Below are 21,506 nucleotides of genomic sequence, written 5' to 3' on the forward strand. Positions count from 1 at the left end.
AAACAGCACCCAACCCCAAGCGGCACCCAACATTCATTGACTCGGCCAAGTACTCGTAGTGCCCGTTGGCCATGACCACTTCCCACCCCGACGACAGGTTCCACCCGCCGGCCGACGACGACCCGTACTGGTCGGAGACCTCCTGGTTCACCTTCACCGTGCCGCACAAGCGGTTGTCCGGGCAGCTGTACCCGTTCTTCCGGGCGAACCAGGGGGTCGCGGCGGGCGGCGCCTACTTCTGGGACGACAGCGGACAACACCCGCACGACGCGGTCTACGCCAAGAACTTCTGGCATCTGCCGATCCCCGACCAGGACCTGACCGACCTGCGCCTGCCGAACGGCTTCCGGGTGCGCTGCGTGGAGCCGCAGCGGGTGTACGAGGTCGGCTACGACGACCCCGACGGCGGCGACGAGATCCACGTCGACCTCACCTTCACCGGCCTGCTGCCGCCGCACTACCTGGGCGAGAAGCACCTCGACCAGCCCGGCCGCTACACCGGCACGGTGGTGCTGCGCGGCGAGGAGATCCCGATCGACTCCTACGGCTTCCGGGACCGTTCGTGGGGTCCGCGCTCCCAGTCAACCGCCTCGGCTTCTTCCTGAACCCGAATCTGTTCACCGTCAACGGCCTCACCGAGTGGACCTTCGACGGCGTCACCGCGTGGGGCGAGGACCACGAGAACTTCTCCGCGGCCGAGATCCGCCGACACAGCCGGGACTGGCGCCCGCCGCTCCGCCGGGTGACCGGCGGGCGAATCGTGGGCGGGTCGGCGGGTTCGTGTGATGTTGTCCACCCGACACGGGCTTGAGTTAGGCAAGCCTTACCTTTAAATTGCCGGGTGAAGGAAGGCAAGGCTTGCCTGAATTCGCCGGCTCCGGGTCGGCCCACCCCGTGCACGAAAGGCCGCCGGATGCGTCTGCGCCGAACCAGCTTGAAGGTGGCCGCGGCCGTCCTCGCCCTCACCGCGTTCGCCACGGCGTGCGGCGACGACGACAAGAAGTCCGACGCCAAGACCGCCAAGCCCGACCAGGCCGCCGCCGCGCTGCCCGCCACCGTGGACACCACGATGGGCAAGGTCACCGTCAAGGACGCGAGCCGCATCGTGCCGCTCGGCGGCGACATCGCGCAGACCGTCTACGCCCTCGGCCTGGCCTCGAACGTGGTCGGCGTGGACACCTCCGGCGCGGTCCTGCCGGAGAGCAAGGGCAAGCCCACCTTCGGCAACTCGCGCAGCCTCAACTCCGAGGGCATCCTCGCCCAGCGGCCCACCGTCGCGATCGGCAGCGCCTCGGTCGGCCCGCGCAGCGCGGTCGACCAGCTCAAGGCGGCCGGCGTACCGATCGTGCTGGTCCCGGACAGCGCCAAGCCCGAGGACGCAATCACCCGGATCACCACCATCGCCACCGCGCTCGGCGTGCCGGACAAGGGCAAGACGCTGGCCGACCGCACCGCCGGCGAGATCGCCACCGCCAAGGCCAAGGGCGCACAGGCCACCACCAAGCCGCGCGTGGCGTTCCTCTACATTCGCGGACAGGCCAACCTGTACCAGATCGGTGGCAAGGGCCTGGGCCCCGACAGCATGATCACCGCCGCCGGCGGCATCGACACCGGCACCGAACTGGGCGTACAGATGTCCGCCGCGCTCACCCCGGAGGCGATGGTCGCGGCCAAGCCCGACGTGATCCTCGTCTTCCAAAAGGGCCTCGAGTCGGTCGGCGGCGTCGACGGCGTGCTCAAGCTGCCCGGCGTGGCGCAGACCCCGGCAGGCCAGAACCGCAAGGTCGTCGCGATGGACGACCTGGAACTGGGCGGCGGCGGCCCGACCGCGGGCGTCGCGCTGAACAAGCTCGTCGACCTCCTGCATGGCTAGGCCCGGCCCGATCCGCCGCAGCGGCCGCGAAGCACGCCGGCCCGAGGTGCACACCGCCCGGGCGTCGGACGGGCCCGTCCCGCCCGTCCGACGCCCGAGGACCGACAACGGGAAGACCCAGGGGAGCCCGTGGCCACGGTGACGGAACGTCAAGAACCGGCGGGCGAGCCGGACTTCTCCTCGCCCGGAGTCGAACTCGGCACGCCCACCGCCGCGGTGCCCGCCGCGCCGCGCCGACACGGGCGTTGGCTGATGCCCGCCCTCGTACTGCTGCTCCTGGCCACGAGCATCGTCTCGGCCGGCATGGGCGCCTTCGAGATCCCCTCCGACCAGGTGCTCTACTCCGCACTGCACCACCTGGGCCTGGACGTCGGCCACGTATCCGAGGCCAACGAAGCCGTGTTGTGGAACATCCGCTTCCCGCGCATCGTGCTCGGGATCATGGTCGGCGCCTGCCTGGGCTGCGCCGGAGCCGCGATGCAGGGCGTGTTCGGCAACCCGCTGGCCGAACCCGGCGTGATCGGGGTGTCCTCGGGCGCGGCGCTCGGCGCGGTCGGCGCGATCGTGCTGGGCGTGTCCACCTTCGGATCCTGGACGGTGACCGCGTTCGCCTTCATCGGCGGCCTGCTCACCACCCTCTTCGTCTATCTGCTCTCCCGCTCCGACGGCCGCACCGAAGTGGTCACCCTGGTGCTCACCGGCATCGCGATCAACGCCCTCGCGGGCGCCGCGATCGGCCTGTTCACCTTCGTCGCCGACGACGCCGAACTGCGCAGCATCACCTTCTGGAACCTGGGCAGCGTCGGCGGCGCGAGCTGGAAGATCATCGGCGCGCTGGCCCCGTTCGCGGTGATCGGCCTGCTGATCCTGCCCCGGTACGCCCGCGCGCTCGACATCATGGCCCTGGGCGAACGCGGCGCCCGGCACCTGGGCGTGGACACCGAACGGGTACGCGTCGTGGTGGTCGTGCTGAGCGCGACCCTGGTCGGCGCGGCCGTTGCCGCGGCCGGCGTGATCACCTTCGTCGGCCTGGTCGTACCGCACATCATCCGGCTGATCGCCGGCCCCCGGCACCGGCTGCTGCTGCCCGCGAGCGCGGTCCTGGGCGCGCTGGTCACCGTCGCCGCCGACCTGGCGGCGCGCACCGTCGCGATGCCCAAGGAGGTTCCGCTCGGCGTGCTCACCGCGCTGATCGGCGCCCCGTTCTTCCTGTGGCTGTTGCGCCGGACCCGTTCCCGGCAAGGAGGTTGGGCCTGATGAGGCTGCTCGCCCGGAGCCGGTCGGCGATCGACCGGAGCACCCCCGAGATCGGCGCGGTCGGCGTCGAGGCCGAGGACGTCACCTTCACCATCGGCGGCCGCAACCTGGTCGACGGCGTCTCGCTCACCGTGCGCCACGGCGAGATCGTCGCGGTCCTGGGGCCCAACGGCGCCGGCAAATCCACCCTGCTCGGCCTGCTCACCGGCGACCTGACCCCGCACCACGGCACGGTGCGGATCGCCGGGCGTCCGGTGCCCGACTACGCGCAGCGGGAACTGGCGCTGCGCCGAGGGGTGTTGCCGCAGAGCGTGACGCTGTCCTTCCCGTTCACGGTGGATGAGGTGGTCCGGATGGGCCGCGCGCCGCACGCGGGGCTGCCGAGCGAGGAGTCCGAGGACACGATCGTGGCCCGCTGCCTGGCGGAGACCGACGTGGCGCACCTGGCCGACCGGACCTACCCGTCGTTGTCCGGCGGCGAGCGGGCCCGGGTCTCGCTCGCCCGGGTGCTGGCGCAGGGCGCGCCCGTGCTGTTCCTCGACGAACCCACCGCCGCGCTCGACCTCAAGCACACCGAGGACGTGCTGCGCCTGGCCCGTGCCCGGGCCCGGCTGGGCGACGCGGTGGTGATCGTGCTGCACGACCTCAACCTCGCCGCCGCCTACGCGGACCGGATCGCGCTGCTTGCGGGCGGACGGCTGGTCGCGTGCGGCGTACCGGACGAGGTGTGCACCGCACCGGTGCTCTCCGACCTGTACGGCCATCCGGTCGAGGTGCTGCGCCGGCCCGGCACGGACGAGCTGCTGATCCTGCCGTCCCGCTGAGCGCGAGCCGGGTCCCGTCTCATGGGTGCAACGCCCGGTGCAGCGCGGCGAACGAGCCCGTCGCGCACTCCTCACAGCGCGGGACCAGGTCCACGAAGCTCATGAACCCGTGCACCATGTCGTCGAACGACTCGCACTCGACGGTGTTGCCGGCCGCGCGCAACCGCTCGGCGTAGTCGGCGCCTTCGTCGCGCAGCGGATCGTGGCCCGCGATCACCACGTGCGCCGGAGCCAGGCCGGACAGGTCCTCGATGGTGCCGATCCGAGCGTACGGACCGAGGTCGTCGAGCCCTCGGCCGCCGAAATAGTGGTCGAGGAACCACGCGATCGAGGCCGCGGTGAGCAGCGGCGCGTCGGCGTTCTCGACCTGCGACGCGGTGCCCTCGACGCCGGTCGTCGGATACCAGAGCATCTGCAACGCCGGTTGCGGGAGCCCGTGTTCGCGAGCGAGGAGGCAGACGGTCGCGGACAGCGTGGCGCCCGCGCTGTCCCCGGCGAGGGCGATCCGGGCGGGATCGGCGCCCAGTTCGCCCGCGTGGTCGAGGAGCCACCGGTAGGCGGCGAACGCGTCCTCGGTCGCGGCGGGGAAGGGGAATTCGGGGGCCAGTCGGTAATCCAACGACACCACCACGCAGTTCGCGTGCCGGGCGATCCGCCGGGCCAGCGCGTCGTGGCTGTCCAGGCCGCCGATCACGAAGCCGCCGCCGTGGAAGAACAGGGTCACCGGCAGCCCGGGTTCCTCCGACGGCCGGTACACCCGCGCCGGCCGCGCGTCGACGGCGCCGGGGACGGTGCGATCCTCGACCCGCGCCAGCTCGGTCAGTACCGGCAGCAGCGCGACCCCGGCGTCGATGGTGGCCCGCGCGGTCGCCGCGTCCCCCACGAACAGGTCGTCCGGCAGGACCCCCAACAACTCCACCAGCTGCGGATCGATGGTCATCGTGCCCCCTCCGTCGCGCCTCCCATACCGGCCGGTACGGAATGTACGACGCATGCCCCGAAGGCGGAACCCACATCGGCGCCGCACTCGGGTCGCCCGGCCGGCTGAGACCTCGGCCCGGATCAGACCTCGGCCCGAGTCGAAACGGCAGCCCCCGTCGGCGGACGCCAGGCCAGCACCGGGTCCAGCGGACGCAACGCCGCGTCCGGCGCGACCCGGCCGGCCACCCGCAGGAGCGTGTCGCGCACGGCGACCGCGCCCCGCCCGTGCCACTGCGCCATCGCCCCGATCCGACGCGACTTGCGGACCACCGCCGAGGTACGGGCCACCCGGCGCCGGCTGTATCCCGGCAGCGCGTCGACCACTGCGGACGCGGTCGCGCCGGAGAGGACGTCGGCCAACTCGATCGCGTCCTCCAACGCCTGGTTGCCGCCCTGGCCCAGGTTCGGCGTCATCGCGTGCGCGGCGTCGCCGATCAGCACGACCCGCCCCCGGTGGTGGGCCGGCAGCGGCGTGGCCATCTCGTGCACGTCCAGATGCAGGATGTGCTCGGCCGGCGCGGCGGCGATCAGGTCGCCGACGGGCTCGTGGAAGTCCCGGTACAGCCGCAGCAGTTCGGCCCGCTCGCCGGCGGCGTCGCCGTGCGTGGCGCCGGCCGGCCGGTTCGCCGTCGCGTACCAGTACACCCGCCCGTCGGCCAGCGGCATCGCCCCGAAGACCAGTCCGCGCCCCCAGGTCTCGCCCGGTGTGATGTCCATGGCGGGTACGATCGCCCGCCACGTGGTGAAGCCGGCGTAGCGCGGACCGGGGTGCTCGGGGAACACCGCCCGCCGAATCGGCGACCGGATCCCGTCGGCGGCGACCACCAGGTCGGCGGTCAGCGTCTCGTCCGCCGTGGATACCGTCGCGCGCCGATCCGCGTCCCCCGGGGTCACCGTGAGCACGGTCGTCCCGGTCCGCAGCGCGTCGGCCGGCAGCCCCGCGAGCAGCACCCGCATCAACTCGGCCCGCGCCGCGAGCACCATCGGCTCGCCGAACCGCGCGGTGAACGCCTCCCCGCTGGTCGGCGCGAGCACCCGCCCGTCCGGCCGGCGCAGCGTCGCGGCGCCCCGGATCGCGGCACACGCGCGCAGCGGCACACCCGCGTCGATGGTGTCCAGGGCGCGCAGCCCGTTCGGCGCGATCGCGATCGCGGCGCCGATCGGCTCCAGCGTGGCGGAGCGCTCCAGGACCACCACGGACCACCCCTTGCGGTGCAGCGCGGTGGCGGCGGCGAGCCCGCCGGGGCCGGCGCCGACGACGATCGCCTCGGGCTTGGGAACGGACATGGTTTCCCCCGATGTCGGTGGGTCGACGGTGTCGACTGCCTGATGTCCACTACAGGTGTAGAGGGCATGACCATGACTCTACACCTGTAGTGGGCTAGATCTCTACCGCTGTAGCGAGATCGCTAGGCTGCCCCCGTGACCACCGCCAAGCGCAGCCCCGACCGTCCGGATCGCCTCGTGCTGATCGGCGACACCGCGATCCGCCTGCTCGTCGAGCGCGGCATGCGCGGCCTGACCCATCGCGCCGTCGACGAGGCCGCCGGGCTGCCGGCCGGGTCCACCTCCTACTACGCGCGCACGCGCGTCGCGCTCCTGGAGGTGGCATTGGCCCGGATGACCGTCCTGGAGGCGGGGGAGTTCGCCCCCGCGCCGGCCGACGGCGACCTGCCGCCCGCGCTGCCCGGCGACGTGGACGGTGTCGCCGACATGGCCGCCACGATCGTGAGCGAGGCGATCCGCGAGGGGCGCGCGCAGAAGATCGCCCGCTACGAACTGGCCCTGGAGGCGACCCGGCGGCCCGAGTTGCGCGGGGTGTACGACAGCGCCGGGGTCGCGTTCCGGGAGGCGGCCGTCGCGATGGTGGCCGCCCTCGGCTCGCCCGAACCCGCGCGGCACGGCCGATTCCTGGTCGCGTGGTGCGAGGGGGTGATGTTCGACGCGATCGCCGGCGCGGGCTGGGCCACGCCCCCCTCCCGCGCCGACATCCGCACCGGAATCGCCGAACTGCTGGCCGGGATGCTCGGCGATACCGCCCGACGGCCCCGCCCGAAAAGCCCCAACGAGTGACATGAACGACGCGTGCGATCGTTCCCGACCCCTTTGGTCAAAAGTCGTTTCATCCTGACTTAGTCTGTTCACTTGTGAGTCATGAGCACGTGCGCCAAAGGGGCGATAGGCACCGGCACCATCCGGCGGGGGAGTCGCACTACCTGCCGGAGTCCGATCTCCAGGACAAGGGGCTGAGCAGAAATTCCATCGGCCTGCTGGGAAGCGTGGTCGTCGCCATCTCCACGGTGGCGCCGGTGTACACGCTCACCGGCGCGCTCGGGCCCACGGTCAACCAGGTCGGCACCCACATGCCGGCGATCTTCCTGGTCGGCTTCGTCCCGATGTTGCTCGTCGCCTTCGCGTACCGCGAACTCAGCAAGGCCGTTCCGGACGCCGGCACGTCCTTCACCTGGACGGTCAAGGCGTTCGGCCCGCGCGTGGGCTGGATGTGCGGCTGGGGCCTGGTGATGGCCACCATCATCGTGCTGTCCAACCTCGCCGGAATCGGCACGTCGTTCTTCTACCTCGCGCTCGGCGAGGCCTTCGACAGCGACCGGATCCGCGACCTGGACGACAACAAGCTCGTCCACGTGCCCACCTGTCTGGCCTTCATCGCCATCGCCACCGCGATCAGCTACCGCGGCATGACGGTGACCAAGCGGGTGCAATACGTGCTCGTCGCGCTCCAACTCGCGGTGCTCGCCCTGTTCGTCGCAATGGCCATCGGCAAGGCCGGCGCGGGCGACGTGCCCACCTCGATCCCGTTCTCGTTCGACTGGTTCAACCCGTTCGGCATCGACGGCTTCGGCGCGCTGACCGCCGGCCTGTCGTTGTCGATCTTCATGTACTGGGGCTGGGACACCGCGCTGAGCATCAACGAGGAGACCGCCGGCGGGCCCAGGGTTCCGGGCCGGGCCGCGATCATCTCGGTGTTGTGCATCGTGGTGGCCTACCTGATGACCGGCGTCGCCACGCTGATGTACGCGGGCACCGGGAGCACGGGCCTGGGCCTGAACAACGACGAGGACGACAACATCTTCGCGAAACTGGCCGATCCGGTGATGGGTTCGGGACTCGGCGTGCTGATGTTCGTCGCGGTGCTGGCCAGTTCGGTGGCCAGCCTCCAGACCACCTTCATCCCGGTCGCCCGCACACTGCTGTCGATGAGCACCTACCAGGCGGTGCCCAAGGTGTTCTCGCGGGTGCACCCCCGGTACAAGACGCCGGGGTTCGCCACCATCACCGCCGGCGTCGCGACCGGCGCGTTCTACACGGTCATGACGATCCTGTCGGAGAACGTGCTGACCGACACGATCTACGCGCTCGGCCTGATGATCTGCTTCTACTACTCGCTGACCGCGTTCTCCTGCGTGTGGTACTTCCGCAAGGACCTCTCGCGCGGCGTCCGCGAGGCGATGGTCAAGGGCGTCATGCCGGCCCTGGGCGGGCTGATGCTGGGCGCGATCTTCGTCAAGACGCTGGTCGACGTGGCCGACCCGGGCTACGGCGACGGCAACCGGGTCCTGGGGGTGGGCAGCGTGTTCATCATCGGCGTGGGCCTGCTGGTGCTGGGCGTGGTGCTGATGGAGATCCGCCGGATCGGGAGCCCGGCGTTCTTCCGGGGCGAGGTGCTCAAGCGGGACACGCCCGTTTTGGTACCGGACGAGGACTGAGCACACGCGGCGCACCGAGCACGATAGGCCCGCCCGCCGCCGGCCGGGTCGCTGGGGGACCCGGCCGGCAACGGAACGGTTCAGCGGTTCTGGATGGCGTCCATGGCCACCGCGACGCAGATCGCCAGTCGGCGGTCCATCGTCGGGTCGGGGAGCGACACCAGGTACTGGTCGCGCAGCTTCATCTGCCGCTCGACGGTCAGCACCGGCCGCCCGCCCTCGTCGACGAAGTCGAAGTGGTAGGTCGGAGCCGGCAACCAGGCCCCGACCACCGGTATGAAGCCCCACACACGGCGCAGGATCGCCCCGAAGAGGCTGCGCTCCTGCCCCGTCGCCCGGGGAGCGTCCGGGCGCTCCAGGTGCCACGTGGAACGCAGCAGCGACTTCTTGAAGTCCTTCGCGAACATGCCGAGGTTGCTGCCCTCGACACCGGTCACGTCGTGCTGGGCCCGGATGTCGAGCATCTGGCGCGCCTTGAACCGGGCGAGTTCGGTGGTCTTGGTGTCGTCGGTGTAGAGGATCACCTCTTCCTTGAGCTTGCCGCGCTTTTGCTGCGCGAAGGCGATCACCGGTCCGTGCTTGCCGTCCGGGCCGACCAGGTGCACCACGTATTGGTTCACGATCGGGCGGAAGTTCTGCCGGATGATCAGTTGCGTTTCGTTCTGGAACGGCATGGTCATGACGTGCGTGATCCCCCCAGGGATTCTTTTGGATTCGCAGGCACGGGGGCCTCGAGCGGCACAACCTACCGGTGTTCCGTCACGAACGCTCGTACTCCTCGACCAGCAGGCGTTTGTACAGCTTCCCCGTCGGCCGGCGCGGAAGGCTGGGACGGAAGTCGACGGAGCGCGGGCATTTGTAGTGGGCCAACCGGGCGCGGCAGTACGCGATCAGTTCCTCGGCCAACTCCGGTCCGGGCACGGCTCCTTCGGCCGGCTGGACGACCGCCTTGACCTGCTCGCCGAGGTCCGCGTCGGGCACGCCGAGCACCGCGACGTCGGCGATCGCGGGATGCAGGGCGAGCAGGTTCTCCACCTCCTGCGGGTAGATGTTCACCCCGCCGCTGATGATCAGGTGCGATTGACGATCCGTCAGGTACAGGAAGCCGTCCGCGTCCAGGTGTCCGATGTCGCCGAGGGTGGTCCAGCCCCGCCCACCGGGATCGCGGCCGGCCTCGGTCTTGGCCGGATCCTCGTGGTAGGTGAACTGCGGCCCGTCGGCGAAGTAGACCACGCCGTCCTCGCCCACCGGCAGTTCGCGGCCCTGCTCGTCGCACACGTGCAGGGTGCCCAGGATCGCCCGCCCCACCGTGCCGCGATGGGTCAGCCACTCCTCGGGCGTGCAGGCGACGTAGCCGTTGGCCTCGGTGCCCGCGTAGTACTCGTACAACACCGGCCCCCACCATTCCAGCATGCGTTCCTTGACCTCGGGCGGACACGGCGCCGACGCGTGCACCGCGTAGCGCAGCGACGACAGGTCGTGCCGATTGCGCACCTCGGCGGGCAGTTTGAGCATGCGCACGAACATGGTCGGCACCCACTGACTGTGCGTCACCCGGTATCGCTCGATCGCCGCGAGCGCGGCCTCGGCGTCGAAGCGCTCCAGCACCACCACGGTGTGCCCGCCCCGCAGGAACTGCATGCAATAGCGCAGCGGGGCCGCGTGGTACAGCGGCGCCGGGCACAGATACACGTCGCCGCCGGCGCCCGAGGTGTCCATCCCGTACAGCGCGCCGAGCATCCGATAGAGCGTCACGGCCGGTCCGCTGCCCAGCGGATGGTCCTCGCGGCGGGGCAGCACGCCCTTGGGCCGGCCGGTGGTGCCGGAGGAGTAGAGCATGTCGACGCCTTCGAGTTCGACGGCGATCGGCGTGCTCGGGTACGGCCGCACCGCCTCCTCGTACGCCTCGAACCCGGCTCTCGCGCCGTCGAGCATCAGCCGGCGCTCCACCCGGGGCGCCCGTTCCAGGACGGCGTCCGCGAGTTCGCCGACGGCGGCCGAGGAGACGAATACGCGGGCGCCGCAATTGTCGACCACGTACGCGAGTTCGTCCGGGTGCAGGCGCACGCTCACCGGCGTGTAGATCAATCCGGAGCGCTGTGCGGCCCAGGTGATCGCGAGACAGAGGGGATGGTTCTCCAGGGCGATGGCCAGATGGTCCCCGGGACGCAGCCCGGCGTCGTACAGCAGGTGGGCGAAACGATTGCTTTCCGCGTCCAACTCGGCGTAGGTGACGACCCGGCCGGAGCCGGCCAGGATCACGGCGGGGCGGTCGGGGTGCGCGGCGGCGATGACACCGGGATGCATGGGCGATCCTCGTCTCGGTGCGGCGGTCCACCGCCCGGGCGGGCGACGGGCTGCTGAGCTTCCGTTCGGATGGCGCCGCAGAAGTCTCGCACCGTACGCAGCCGCGTTGAAGGACCGACGGCCACCGCGTGCTCACGCGGCGCGGTCACCGCGAAGACGCGTGCCGGGTTTGCCGGCGCGGCCGGCTCCGGCCGCGGTGTGACGGTCGCCCGCCCGCGCTCAGTGCAGCGGGCGTCCGCCCGTGAAGGCCGGTCCGCGTACCTCGCCCTGCTGCGCGGTGGCCGCCGCGAGTTCGCGCCCCAGCCACTCGAACGCCGCCGGCAGCCCCCTGGCCCAGGTGCCGAAGTTGTGCCCGCCGGACGATTCGATCTGTACCTTCACCGTGTCCGTGGGTCGGAACCTGCGGGCGAACTCCCGTGCCTCGCGCACCGTCTTGCCCTCGCCCTTGGCCGCGAACAGATACATCCGCACCGGCGCCCGCCGCGGGTTCTCGATGGTGTAGTGCGGGCTGTTGGCTCGGCGCAGTCCGTCGTCGCCCTTGTACAGATCGCCCGTGGTGATGTCGGTGATCGCCTTGAAGTAGCCGGACAGACTGGCGGCCGCGGCGTAGCGGTCGGGGTGGCGCAGGGCCAGGTTCGCCGAGCAGAAGCCGCCGGTCGAGTAGCCGAGCAGCCCCCAGCCGGCCGGCGCGGGCGCGGTGCGGAAGTTGGCCGCTATCGCGTCGGGCACGTCCTGGCCGAGGTAGGTGTCGGCGCGGGCGCCGCCGGGGGCGTCCACGCACTCGCTGTCCCGGCCCTCGATCGGGTTCTGCGCCGCGATCACCACGATCGCCGGCGGCATCCGCCCCGACTCCATCAGGCCGGCCAGCATCTGGTGCACCTTCATCCGGCGCAGCCAGGTGTCCGGGGTGCCGGGGAAGCCCGAGGTCAGCTGGATCACCGGGAAGCGGGTCCGGGCGTTGTCCGGGGTGAAGTAGGCGGCCGGCAGATAGACGAAGGTGTCCAGTTTGTAGCCGGTGCGCGGGCCCTGGATGCTGGTGTTGACCAGCACGCCGTGCCTGGGGTCGGCGCCGCGCCTCGGGGGGTGCGGGGTGCGCGGCCGGTCGGTCAGCGGGGGTTTGGTGACCATGAACGGCAGGCCCTTGCCGTCGTCGTCGGAGAACGGCACGGCCGGCTTGGGATCGAGGTGCTTGACCTTCACCGTGGACACCGACACGTCCGGTACGGACGGTCCGTCGGCGATGTGCATCAGGTCCGACAGGGTCGAGTAGAAGTACATCTGCGCGTTGACCGCGGCCAGGATGGTGAAGGTCACCATGAGCTGGGTGAACAACAGCGTGCAGATCCGGCGGGTGCGCTGCAGCGTCGGACGGTTCCAGAACCAGACGGTGGCGAAGGCGGTGCCGGCGGTGGCCACCGCCATGCCTATGACGAACCACATGCTCGTGATGTCCACGTCCCAGAAGGGCCGTCCCGCCAGCTCTTGATCCAACGCTCCCACTGCCTTCTTCGCCGAGCCCGACCGATGGCGCCGGTCCCGGACGACGCCCCGCACGGTCGCGCCGGGAGCGGTGCAGCCTCTGTCTATTTTGTGCCCGACGGATTGCCGGCGCGTCGATCCGGAGTCCCGTACCCAGTCATTCACAAGTCGCACGCAAGTGCGCCGGCTCCTCCGGCCGCCGATCGGCGATCAGTACGAACGTGGCAATCCCAGTGTGTGCCGCGCCACATGGTTGAGGATCATCTCCCGGCTCACCGGCGCGATCCGCAACGTACGGGCCATCGCCCACAGGGGGATCAGCCCGTAGTCGCGGCTCATCCCGTTGCCGCCGTGGGTCTGGATCGCCGCGTCGACGGCGTGTACGGCCGCCTCGGCGGCGGCGTACTTGGCCATGTTGGCGGCCTCCCCGGCGGCCTTGACCCGCGCCTCGCCCGCGTCGTGCAGCCGGGCCGCGCGGTAGGTCATCAGCGCGGCCAGTTCGACCTCGATGGCGGCTTGGGCGAGCGGGTGGGCGATCGCCTGGTGGGTGCCGATCGGGCGATCCCATACCTGGCGGGTCCGGGCGTAGTCGGCCGCGCGGGCGAGGGCGTACCGCGCGATGCCCACGCCCAGTGCCGCCCCGGTCACCCGCTCGGGGTTGAGGCCGTGGAAGACCTGGCGCAGGCCGTCGCCCTCGGTGCCGATCAGCCGGTCGGCGGACAGCGGTACGTCATCGAAGAAGACGGTGAACTGGCGTTCCGGAGCCGCGCCTTCGATGGCCAGCGGGGTCGCGGTCAGCCTCGGGTGTGCGGTGTCGACCAGGAACAGCGAGAGCCGGCCGTGCCCGGAGTCGGGGTCGGTGCCGGTCCGGGCCACCACGAGCACCGCGTCGGCCTCGTCGACTCCGGAGATGAACTGCTTGGTGCCGTTCAGCAACCAACCGTCGCCGTCCCGGCGGGCCGTGGTGGCCAGCCGATGGGTGTTGGAACCGGCCTCCGGCTCGGTGATCGCGAACACGATCTTGCGGGTGCCGGCTGCCAGGCCCGGCAACCACGCGGCCCGTTGCCCGGCGGTGCCGAAGCGGGTCAGCACCTCGCCGGCGATCGCCCCGGACACCAGGAGCAGCAGCAGCGGGCAGCCGTGCGCGGCGACCTCCTCGCAGACGATGGTCAGCTCGACCAGGCCGCCACCGCCGCCGCCGTACTCCTCGGGCAGGTTGACGCCGATGTAGCCGTGCCGGCCCAGTTCCCGCCACAGCTCGGTGGTGGGGCGGCGCTCGCGGCTGTGTTCGGCGAAGTAGCCGGGGCCGAATCCGTCGGTGATCGCACCCACGGCGGCGCGCAGGGCCCGGTGCTCGTCGCTTTCGTCGATGCTCGGGTCGAAGCCCGGGTCGCGGGTTTCGTGGAAGCGCATGGGTCACCCGTCCAGCAGCGTCGTGGGGATGTCGGTGTGCCGGGACCGCACGTATTCGCCCAGGCCCTTGGCCTGCGGATCGGGGCGGGTCGAGGAGCCGACGCCCTCGCCGAGCAGGCCGGTGATCACGAAGTTCACCGCGCGCAGGTTGTCGAACACGTGGCGTTCGATCGGCAGGTCGGCCGCCTCCGGCAGCAGCTCGCGCAGCCGATCGACGGTCAGGTGTACGCGCAGCCAGCGATACGAGGCGTCGTCGCGGGTCCACAGGCCGAGGTTGGCGTCGCCGCCCTTGTCGCCGGAGCGGGCGCCGCAGACCAGGCCGAGCGGGACTCGGCGAGTGGGGGCCGGCGGGTGGGTGGGCCGGCCGGGCGGGTCGGGGCGTGGGGAAGGGAGGGGGTCGCGGACAGCCTTCGGCAGCGCGGCGGTGATCTCCGGCGGCGGGATCGGGCGGGTGGTGCCGTCGGGGAGCACCACGGTGTGCGCGACCTCGCCCGCCGGGATCGACGCGGCGCGGAAGACGGCGTAGGCGGTCTCGGCCGTGGGCGGGGTGGTGGTGTGGAAGCCGGGGTAGCCGGCCAGGGCGAGTTCGACGACCGCGCCGGAGAAGGCCCGGCCGACCCTGGCCGGGTCCGGGTCTTTGACGGTGATCCGCAGGTGCGCGCCGGCCTGCTCGCTGGTCGGCGCGTCGGGGCGGTCGTAGCGGATCAGCCGCACGTCCACCTCGGCGAAGCGGTCCCGGCCGCCGAGCGCGTCGAACAGCATGTGCTCGGCGTGCGCGGCCTTCGCCTCGATGTCCAGGCCGGTGAGCACCATCGTCATGGTGTTGCGGTAGCCGCCGAGTTCGTTGACCCCGACCTTGAGCGTGGGCGGCGGCGGCAGGCCGCGCACGCCCCGGATCCGGACCCGGTCGGGGCCGGCCGGACCGATCCGGATGGTGTCGAAGCAGGCCACCGCGTCCGGGTTGGCGTAGGCGGGTCCGCCGATCTCGTACAGCAGTTGGGCGGTGACCGTGCCGATCGAGACGGTGCCGCCGGTGCCGCGGTGTTTGGTGATCACCGACGAGCCGTCGGCGGCCACCTCGGCGATCGGGAAGCCGGGGCGGCGGGGGTCGAGGGCGAAGTCGGCCGTGCGGCCCACGCGTTGCCGTCGCGGTGGTTCGCCGAGGAAGGGGTAGTTGCCGCCGGTGGCCTGCGGGCCGCACTCGATCACGTGGCCCGCGACGATCGCGCCGGCGATGCGGTCGTGGTCGGTGCGCCGCCAGCCGTGCCACCACGCGGCGGGGCCGACCACCAAGGACGCGTCGGTCACGCGCGGACAGACCACGATGTCGGCGCCCTCGGCCAGCGCCTCGGCGATGCCCCAGCCGCCGAGGTAGGCGTTGGCCGTCACGGTGCGCGGGCCGGCGCCGATCCGGTCGAGTACGTCGTCGCCGGTGATGTACGCGATCCTCGGCGCCAGGCCCAGGCGTTGCGCGCTCGCGTGCAGCCGCTCGGCCAGGCCGGCGGGATTGAGGCCGCCCGCGTTGGAGACCACCCGGATGCCCCGGTCCAGGCACGTGCCCATGACCTGTTCCAGTTGGGTCACGAAGGTGCGCGCGTAGCCGGCGCTCGGGTCCTTGGCCCGGGCCTTCCACAGGATGGACATGGTCAGTTCGGCCAGGTAGTCGCCGGTGAGCACGTCGATCGGGCCGCCCTCGACCATCTCGTGGGCGGCGGCGAGCCGATCGCCGTAGAAGCCGGAGCAGTTGGCGATCCGGATCGGGCGGCTGTCGGTCCGGCTCATCCGACCGCCTCCTCCGGGGTCCCGGCGGGTGGGTCGGCCGGCTTCGGAGCGGGCCGCGCCTGCTCCTCGGGATCCGCGGCGCGTACGACCGCCAACACCGCGCCCGCGTCCACCGCTTGGCCCGTGCCGACCGGCAGATGGGACACCACGCCCGGGTACGGGGCGGTCACCTCGTGCTCCATCTTCATCGCCTCCACGGCCAGCACGAGTTGCCCGGCCGCCACCGGTTGGCCCACGGCGACCGCGACCCGCACCACCGTGCCGGGCATCGGCGCGAGTAGCGACCCGGCCGGTTCGGTCTCGGCCGGCGCGGGCTCGGGCAGGCGCGGGAGTTCGGTCAGGACACTCGCCCCGAGCGGGCTGTCCGCGTACACCGTGTCGCCGACCCGGTGCACGTGGACGGTTCGGCGGACGTTGTCGACGGTCAGGTCGACCCGATCGGCGTGCGCGGCGTGGATTCGCAGATCCGGCAGGGGTTTTCCGTCGATCGCCACGTGGTCCGGGAGGCGGTAGGACACGGTGGTACGGGTGTCCGGGTCGGATGTGTAGGTCACCTGCTGGTCGGCGTCGCGGACATTGCGCCAGCCGCTGGGGATGCTCGTCAACACGCGGGCGCCGGAGCGGCGTTCGGCCTGCCCGGCGAGCGCCGCGGCGGCGGCGTGCACGGGCGTCGCCGAGGGGTCGGCGGCGCACAGGTCGGCGGCGGCGTGCCGATCGAGGAAGCCGGTGTCCACGGCGCCGGCGGTGAACTCGGCCGAGCGCAGCACGCCGACGAGCAGATCGCGGTTGGTGCGCACGCCGTGCACCCGGGCCCGGGCCAGCGCGCGGGCGAGCCTGCGGCACGCCTCCTCACGGGTCGGCGCGTACGCGATCACCTTGGCCAGGAGCGCGTCGTAGTGCGCGCCGACCCGACTGCCCGTCACCACCCCGGCGTCCACCCTGATTCCGTCCCGCTCGGACTCGGCGAGTTCGAAGCGGTGCAGGGTGCCGACCGAGGGGGCGTAGTCCCGGACCGGGTCCTCCGCGTACAGCCGGGCCTCGATCGCGTGCCCGGCGGAGTGTGCCTGCGCGGGCAGCGCATGGCCCTGGGCCACCTGGAGTTGCAGGCGGACCAGGTCCAGGCCCGTGGTCAGTTCGGTGACCGGGTGCTCGACCTGGAGGCGGGTGTTCACCTCCAGGAGGTGGAAGGCGCCGGCGCGGTCGAGGACGAACTCGACGGTGCCCGCGCCGACATAGCCGATCGCGCGCCCGGCGGTCACCGCCGCCGCGCACAACTGGGCGCGCAAGCCGGGGTCGATGCCCGGCGCGGGGCTCTCCTCGATCAGCTTCTGGTGTCGGCGCTGGATCGAGCAGTCCCGCTCGAACAGGGCGATCACCCGGCCGTGCGTGTCGCCGAAGATCTGGACCTCGATGTGCCGGGGATTCTCGACCAGTTGCTCCAGGAAGACGGTGTCGTCACCGAACGCGGCGGCGGCCTCGCGACGGGCGGCGGCGACGGCGGCGGGCAGTTCGCCCGGGTCGCGGACCACGCGCATGCCCCGGCCGCCGCCGCCGAACGCGGCCTTGACGAGGAGGGGGAAGCCGATGCGGGCGGCCGGTTCGTCCACGGACCCGGGGGTCACGACGCCGCCCGGCAGGACCGGGACGCCGGCGCGCCCGAGGAGGTCCTTCGCGGCGAGTTTGTCGCCCATCGCGGCGATGGTTTCCGGGGTCGGGCCGACGAAGAGCAGCCCCGCCTCGGCCGTGCGGCGGGCGAAGTCGGCATTCTCGGACAGGAAGCCGTAGCCGGGGTGGATCGTGTCGGCGCCGGTGGTCCGGGCCGCGTCGATCAGCAGGTCGCCGCGCAGGTAGGTGTCCGCGGCCGCCGCGCCCGGCAGCCGGACCGCCTCGTCCGCCGCCGCGACGTGCGGGGAGTCGGCGTCCGGATCGGCGTACACGGCCACGGTGTCGATCCCCATGGCGTGGGCGGTGCGGGCGATCCGGACCGCGATCTCGCCGCGGTTGGCGATCAACAGCCTGCGGATGAGCGGCATACGATCCCCTCGGTGTGCGGGTGGCCGGCGGGGGTGGTTGCGGGAGTGGCCGCGCGGGCGCGGACCCCGGCGGAGGTCGGGCCTACATGCGGAAGACCCCGTAGCCGGTGGTACCCGCGACCGGGGCCGAATGTGCGGCGGACAGGGCGATTCCGAGTACCGTGCGGGTGTCGCGGGGGTCGATCACCCCGTCGTCGTAGAGCCGCGCGGTGACGAAGAAGGCGTGCGACTCGCGTTCGATCTGCGCCTCGATCGCGCCGCGCCGCAGTTCGTCCACGTCCTCGTCGAAGGCGATCCCCCGAGCGGTGGCGGCCTGGCGGCCGACGATGGACAGCACGCCCGCCAGTTGCGCCGCGCCCATCACCGCGAGTTTGGCGGTCGGCCACGCGAACAGCAGGCGGGGATCGAAGGCACGCCCGGACATCCCGTAGTTGCCCGCGCCGAAGGACGCGCCGATGTTGAGGGTGAGGTGCGGGACGGTGGAGTTGGTCACCGCGTTGATCATCTTGGCGCCGTCCTTGACGATGCCGCCCTGTTCGTACGCGGTGCCGACCATGTAGCCCGTGGTGTTCTGGAGGAACAGCAGCGGGGTGTGCGAGCGGTTGGCGAGTTGGATGAACTCGGCGGCCTTCCGGGACTCCTCGCCGAACAGCACCCCGCGCGCGTTGGCCAGCACCCCGACCGGGAAGCCGTGCACCGACGCCCAGCCGGTGACCAGGGCGGCGCCGTACTCGGACTTGTACTCGTCGAACCGCGACCCGTCCACCACCCGGGCCAGCACCTCGCGCGGATCGAAGGGGACGCGCAGGTCCGTGGGGACCAGGCCGAGCACCTCGTCGACGTCGTACAGCGGCTCGTCGGGCGGTCGGCTCGGCCCGGGGCCGTGCTTGCGCCAGTTCAGGTCGGCCACGATGCGCCGCCCGATCCGCAGGCAGTCGTACTCGTCGGCGGCGTAGTGGTCGGCGAGCCCGGATACCCGCGCGTGCATCGCGGCGCCGCCCAACTCCTCGTCGTCCGCCTCCTCGCCGGTGGCCATCCGGACCAGCGGCGGGCCGCCGAGGAAGACCTTGGCCCGGCCGGCCACCAGCACCGCGTGGTCGCACAGGCCCGGGATGTACGCGCCGCCGGCGGTCGAATTGCCGAACACGAGGGCGACGGTGGGGATTCCGAGCGCGGACAGCTCGGTCAGGTCGTGGAAGACCCGGCCACCGGGCACGAACAGTTCGGCCTGGGTGGGCAGGTCGGCACCCCCCGACTCGACCAGGTTGACCACCGGGAGTCGGTTGCGGCGGGCGATCTCCAGGGCGCGGAGGTTCTTGCGCAGGGAGTACGGATTGACCGAACCACCGCGCACGGTCGGGTCGTTGGCGATCAGCACACACTCCACGCCGGAGACCGGACCGATACCGGTGACCATGCCGGCGCCCACGGTGAACTCGGTGCCCCACGCGGCCAGGGAGGACAACTCCAGGAAGGGCGCGTCCCGGTCCAGCAGCAGTTCGATGCGCTGACGGGCGGTCAGGCGTCCGCGGGCCCGGTGTCGTTCGACGTAACGTTCGCCGCCGCCGGCCCGGGCGAGGTCCAACTGCTCGTGCAGCGCCGCGAGGGCGGCCAGTTGTGCGGTGCGGTTGGCCCGGTAGGTGTCGGACCGGGGATCGAGACGGGAACGCAGAACGGGCACGACCTCGACTCCTCGCCTGTCGACGCGAAGGCAGCTTCCGGATGTTAACGGCCGGTCACTTGGCTATGGAAGGCCCGAGCGGGGCGGGGGAGTCGCGGGCGCCGGCGCTGCCCCCGGGTCGGTCGGCGCACACCGGCGCCGACGCGACCCCGGGCGGGGCCGCGTCGGCGGCTGGGATCAGCCGTGGTGCCCGTGGTGCCTCGCGTGCGGGTCGGCGGCCTGCTCCGGCGCGTGGGCGTGCGGCGCGGGCTTGCCCGCCTCGACGGTGAGCTCCGCGGTGCGGACCACGCCGCCGTGTCGGAAGTCGAGGAAGAACCGGTACGCGCCGACGCTGGGCAGTTCGGTGTGGAACGCGATCTCCGGACCGGCCGGGGTGACCCCGTCGCCGGGCGCGCCGCCGGGGTGCACGTGCAGGTAGGCGAGGTCGCCGTCGCGCAGCACGACCAGGTGGCCGAACGCGGCCAGGTAGGGCTCCAGGTCGGTGACGGGCACACCGTCCCGGGCCACCGAGAGGGTGAGGTGCGCGCCCTGTCCGGCCGCGGGCTCGCCGGCGAGGGTGACCGTGTAGCCGTCGACCTCGGCGGTCGCTGCCGGGGCGGGCAGCGGCACGGGCCGGAAGTCGCCCGCGACGTGGATGTCGACGCCGAGGGTGAGCGGGCTGCCGGTGGCGGCCGGGGCGAAGTCGGTGAAGATTCGGTAGGTGCCGGCCTCGTCGAGGGTCAGCTCCTGGGTCCAGACGCCGTCCTCGCCGAGGACTGGGTGTACGTGCCGGAAGCCGCTCAGATCGCGGCGCACCACGATCAGGTGCAGGTCCTTGTCGTGCTGCGGGACGTACTCGCGCACCGGGGTGCCGTCGGGGCCGTCGATCCGGAACGCGAAGGTGCCGGCGGGCGCGGCGACGGGGACCAGGGTGTAGCCGTCGCGGGAGACCTGAAGACCCTCGGGGGTGGCGGGGGCGGCTGCGTGGTGGGCGTGGACGGTCATGACGGGCTCCCTGGCGATGTGCGTGGTGTTCGAGGTATTCGGCCTCTTCGTCGGCGGCCGGCGGTACCGGCCACGCAGACGAAGTTATACCCCCAGGGGGTATCAGGCAAGATCGTTCGCGGGGTTTCTCGGAACTTCTTCGCAGCGCGACGGCCGAGGCCGGCGAGTCGCCGGGACGGAAAACGGGATTCGCATCGGGTGTGCGGTGTCGGATACTGCGGGCTCGGGGGACGGTCACGGGGAAGCGAGGTCGGCGGGATGCGTACGTTGTTGATGGGGGTGGTCGGGTCGACCGCCTACGGGTTGGCCACCGAGACCTCGGACGAGGATCTGCTCGGCGTCTTCCTCGCGGATTCGCGGGAGGTGCTGGGCCTGGACGGCGCGGCGGCGGCCGGCCGCTCGCGGGTGACCACGAAGCCCGACGTGACGATGCACGAACTGGGCAAGTACTGCTCGCTCGCGCTCAAGTGCAATCCGACGGTGACCGAGTTGTTGTGGCTTCCGGAGTATCGGGTCGAGACCGAGGCCGGTCGCCGACTCCGGGCCCTGCGTGGGAAGTTCCTGTCCACGGAGTACGTCCGGTCGGCCTACGGGGGATATGCGCTTCAGCAGGCCAAACGCCTGCTCGGTCGGCACGAGGCGGGCAAGGACGGCTTCTCGGCGGACACCGCCCGACGTACCGCCAAACACGGCCGACACTGTCTGCGCCTGCTGCTCCAGGCCCAACGCCTGCTCGCCACCGGCGAGTTGATCCTGGACGTGAGCGCGCAGCGCGAGGACCTGTTCGCCGCGGGCCGGCTGGCCGCGGAGGACCCGCCCGCGTTCGCCGCGCGCTTCGAGCACGAGAAGGCCCGCCTCGACGCCGTGACCTCGGTGCTCCCCGACCGCCCGGACCGCGCGGCGATCAACACGCTGGTCGTGGAATTGCGGATGGCCGCACTCACTCCCTGACCGAGGTCGAATACGCTCCGTGTGGGTAGGTATCGACACGGACCGGAACCTTCGAAGGGGGCGCGATCATGGCGCTGGCGCAGGAAAACGATCCTCCGCGAAGGAGCAGGCCGCCCCGGAAGGATTGGAAGAACTCCTTCGAACACTGGGACGCCACGCCGCACGACTGGCACGTGGAGGGCCCGGACCTGTTCCAGTGCGGGGAGTGCGGCT

The 21,506-nt window shown here is 71.9% G+C and carries 18 protein-coding genes; 8 read left to right on the forward strand and 10 right to left on the reverse strand.

Annotated elements, in window-relative coordinates:
• The first annotated feature begins 71 nt into the window (after window positions 1-71).
• The 5 genes from B4N89_RS24545 (at window position 72) to B4N89_RS24560 (ending at window position 3,954) form a co-directional block, all read left to right on the forward strand.
• Window positions 72-605, forward strand: coding sequence for a DUF7065 domain-containing protein (locus tag B4N89_RS24545; protein WP_201260892.1), 534 nt, complete (start codon window positions 72-74; stop codon window positions 603-605).
• Window positions 563-811, forward strand: a complete 249-nt coding sequence (locus tag B4N89_RS50790; protein WP_201260893.1) for a hypothetical protein — start codon at window positions 563-565, stop codon at window positions 809-811. Before B4N89_RS24545 ends, B4N89_RS50790 begins: the two co-directional genes overlap by 43 nt.
• 102 nt (window positions 812-913) lie before the next feature.
• Window positions 914-1,873: a heme/hemin ABC transporter substrate-binding protein gene (locus B4N89_RS24550; protein ID WP_201260894.1), complete on the forward strand. Its 960-nt coding sequence runs from the start codon at window positions 914-916 to the stop codon at window positions 1,871-1,873.
• A 138-nt stretch (window positions 1,874-2,011) separates the two neighbouring features.
• Window positions 2,012-3,130: a FecCD family ABC transporter permease gene (locus tag B4N89_RS24555; protein ID WP_414646387.1), complete on the forward strand. Its 1,119-nt coding sequence runs from the start codon at window positions 2,012-2,014 to the stop codon at window positions 3,128-3,130.
• Window positions 3,130-3,954 carry a heme ABC transporter ATP-binding protein gene (locus B4N89_RS24560; RefSeq protein ID WP_201260895.1) on the forward strand — a complete coding sequence of 275 codons (825 nt, stop codon included), beginning with the start codon at window positions 3,130-3,132 and terminating at the stop codon, window positions 3,952-3,954. Before B4N89_RS24555 ends, B4N89_RS24560 begins: the two co-directional genes overlap by 1 nt.
• Before the next feature lie 19 nt (window positions 3,955-3,973).
• On the opposite strand, the gene B4N89_RS24565 is transcribed toward B4N89_RS24560, so the two are convergent.
• Complete coding sequence (locus B4N89_RS24565; RefSeq protein ID WP_161500807.1) at window positions 3,974-4,894, reverse strand: alpha/beta hydrolase; 921 nt, start codon at window positions 4,892-4,894, stop codon at window positions 3,974-3,976.
• A gap of 122 nt (window positions 4,895-5,016) precedes the next feature.
• The gene (locus B4N89_RS24570) at window positions 5,017-6,222 is read right to left on the reverse strand and encodes an FAD-dependent monooxygenase (RefSeq protein WP_078977978.1); all 1,206 of its coding nucleotides are present in this window, start codon (window positions 6,220-6,222) and stop codon (window positions 5,017-5,019) included.
• Window positions 6,223-6,357: 135 nt separating this feature from the next.
• Between B4N89_RS24570 and B4N89_RS24575 the strand changes: the two genes are divergently transcribed.
• Both B4N89_RS24575 and B4N89_RS24580 read left to right on the forward strand, forming a co-directional pair.
• Window positions 6,358-7,008 (forward strand): TetR/AcrR family transcriptional regulator, encoded by a 651-nt coding sequence (locus tag B4N89_RS24575; protein WP_078977979.1) that lies wholly within the window; start codon window positions 6,358-6,360, stop codon window positions 7,006-7,008.
• Window positions 7,009-7,097: 89 nt separating this feature from the next.
• A complete protein-coding gene (locus B4N89_RS24580; protein WP_078979599.1) occupies window positions 7,098-8,663 on the forward strand; it encodes an APC family permease in 1,566 nt (521 codons plus the stop codon).
• A gap of 80 nt (window positions 8,664-8,743) precedes the next feature.
• Here B4N89_RS24580 and B4N89_RS24585 read toward each other — a convergent pair whose 3' ends face one another.
• The 8 genes from B4N89_RS24585 to B4N89_RS24620 form a co-directional block, all read right to left on the reverse strand.
• Window positions 8,744-9,343: a hypothetical protein gene (locus B4N89_RS24585; protein ID WP_078977981.1), complete on the reverse strand. Its 600-nt coding sequence runs from the start codon at window positions 9,341-9,343 to the stop codon at window positions 8,744-8,746.
• 79 nt (window positions 9,344-9,422) lie between these two features.
• Window positions 9,423-10,970, reverse strand: a complete 1,548-nt coding sequence (locus B4N89_RS24590; RefSeq protein ID WP_078977983.1) for an AMP-binding protein — start codon at window positions 10,968-10,970, stop codon at window positions 9,423-9,425.
• Between the two features lie 219 nt (window positions 10,971-11,189).
• Window positions 11,190-12,461: an alpha/beta hydrolase gene (locus tag B4N89_RS24595; RefSeq protein WP_143658075.1), complete on the reverse strand. Its 1,272-nt coding sequence runs from the start codon at window positions 12,459-12,461 to the stop codon at window positions 11,190-11,192.
• 198 nt (window positions 12,462-12,659) lie between these two features.
• Window positions 12,660-13,862: an acyl-CoA dehydrogenase family protein gene (locus tag B4N89_RS24600; protein ID WP_078977985.1), complete on the reverse strand. Its 1,203-nt coding sequence runs from the start codon at window positions 13,860-13,862 to the stop codon at window positions 12,660-12,662.
• Window positions 13,863-13,865: 3 nt separating this feature from the next.
• The gene (locus B4N89_RS24605) at window positions 13,866-15,644 is read right to left on the reverse strand and encodes an acyclic terpene utilization AtuA family protein (RefSeq protein WP_078977987.1); all 1,779 of its coding nucleotides are present in this window, start codon (window positions 15,642-15,644) and stop codon (window positions 13,866-13,868) included.
• Window positions 15,641-17,677 carry a biotin carboxylase N-terminal domain-containing protein gene (locus B4N89_RS24610; RefSeq protein ID WP_078977988.1) on the reverse strand — a complete coding sequence of 679 codons (2,037 nt, stop codon included), beginning with the start codon at window positions 17,675-17,677 and terminating at the stop codon, window positions 15,641-15,643. Before B4N89_RS24610 ends, B4N89_RS24605 begins: the two co-directional genes overlap by 4 nt.
• An 82-nt stretch (window positions 17,678-17,759) precedes the next feature.
• Window positions 17,760-19,358 (reverse strand): acyl-CoA carboxylase subunit beta, encoded by a 1,599-nt coding sequence (locus tag B4N89_RS24615; RefSeq protein ID WP_078977989.1) that lies wholly within the window; start codon window positions 19,356-19,358, stop codon window positions 17,760-17,762.
• A gap of 177 nt (window positions 19,359-19,535) precedes the next feature.
• A complete protein-coding gene (locus B4N89_RS24620; protein WP_078977990.1) occupies window positions 19,536-20,342 on the reverse strand; it encodes a hypothetical protein in 807 nt (268 codons plus the stop codon).
• 258 nt (window positions 20,343-20,600) lie between these two features.
• On the opposite strand from B4N89_RS24620, the gene B4N89_RS24625 reads away from it, so the two are divergent.
• Window positions 20,601-21,293 carry a nucleotidyltransferase domain-containing protein gene (locus B4N89_RS24625; protein WP_078977992.1) on the forward strand — a complete coding sequence of 231 codons (693 nt, stop codon included), beginning with the start codon at window positions 20,601-20,603 and terminating at the stop codon, window positions 21,291-21,293.
• Window positions 21,294-21,506: the final 213 nt, after the last annotated feature.

It is taken from the genome of Embleya scabrispora (assembly GCF_002024165.1).
GTDB classification, from domain to species: Bacteria; Actinomycetota; Actinomycetes; order Streptomycetales; family Streptomycetaceae; genus Embleya; species Embleya scabrispora_A.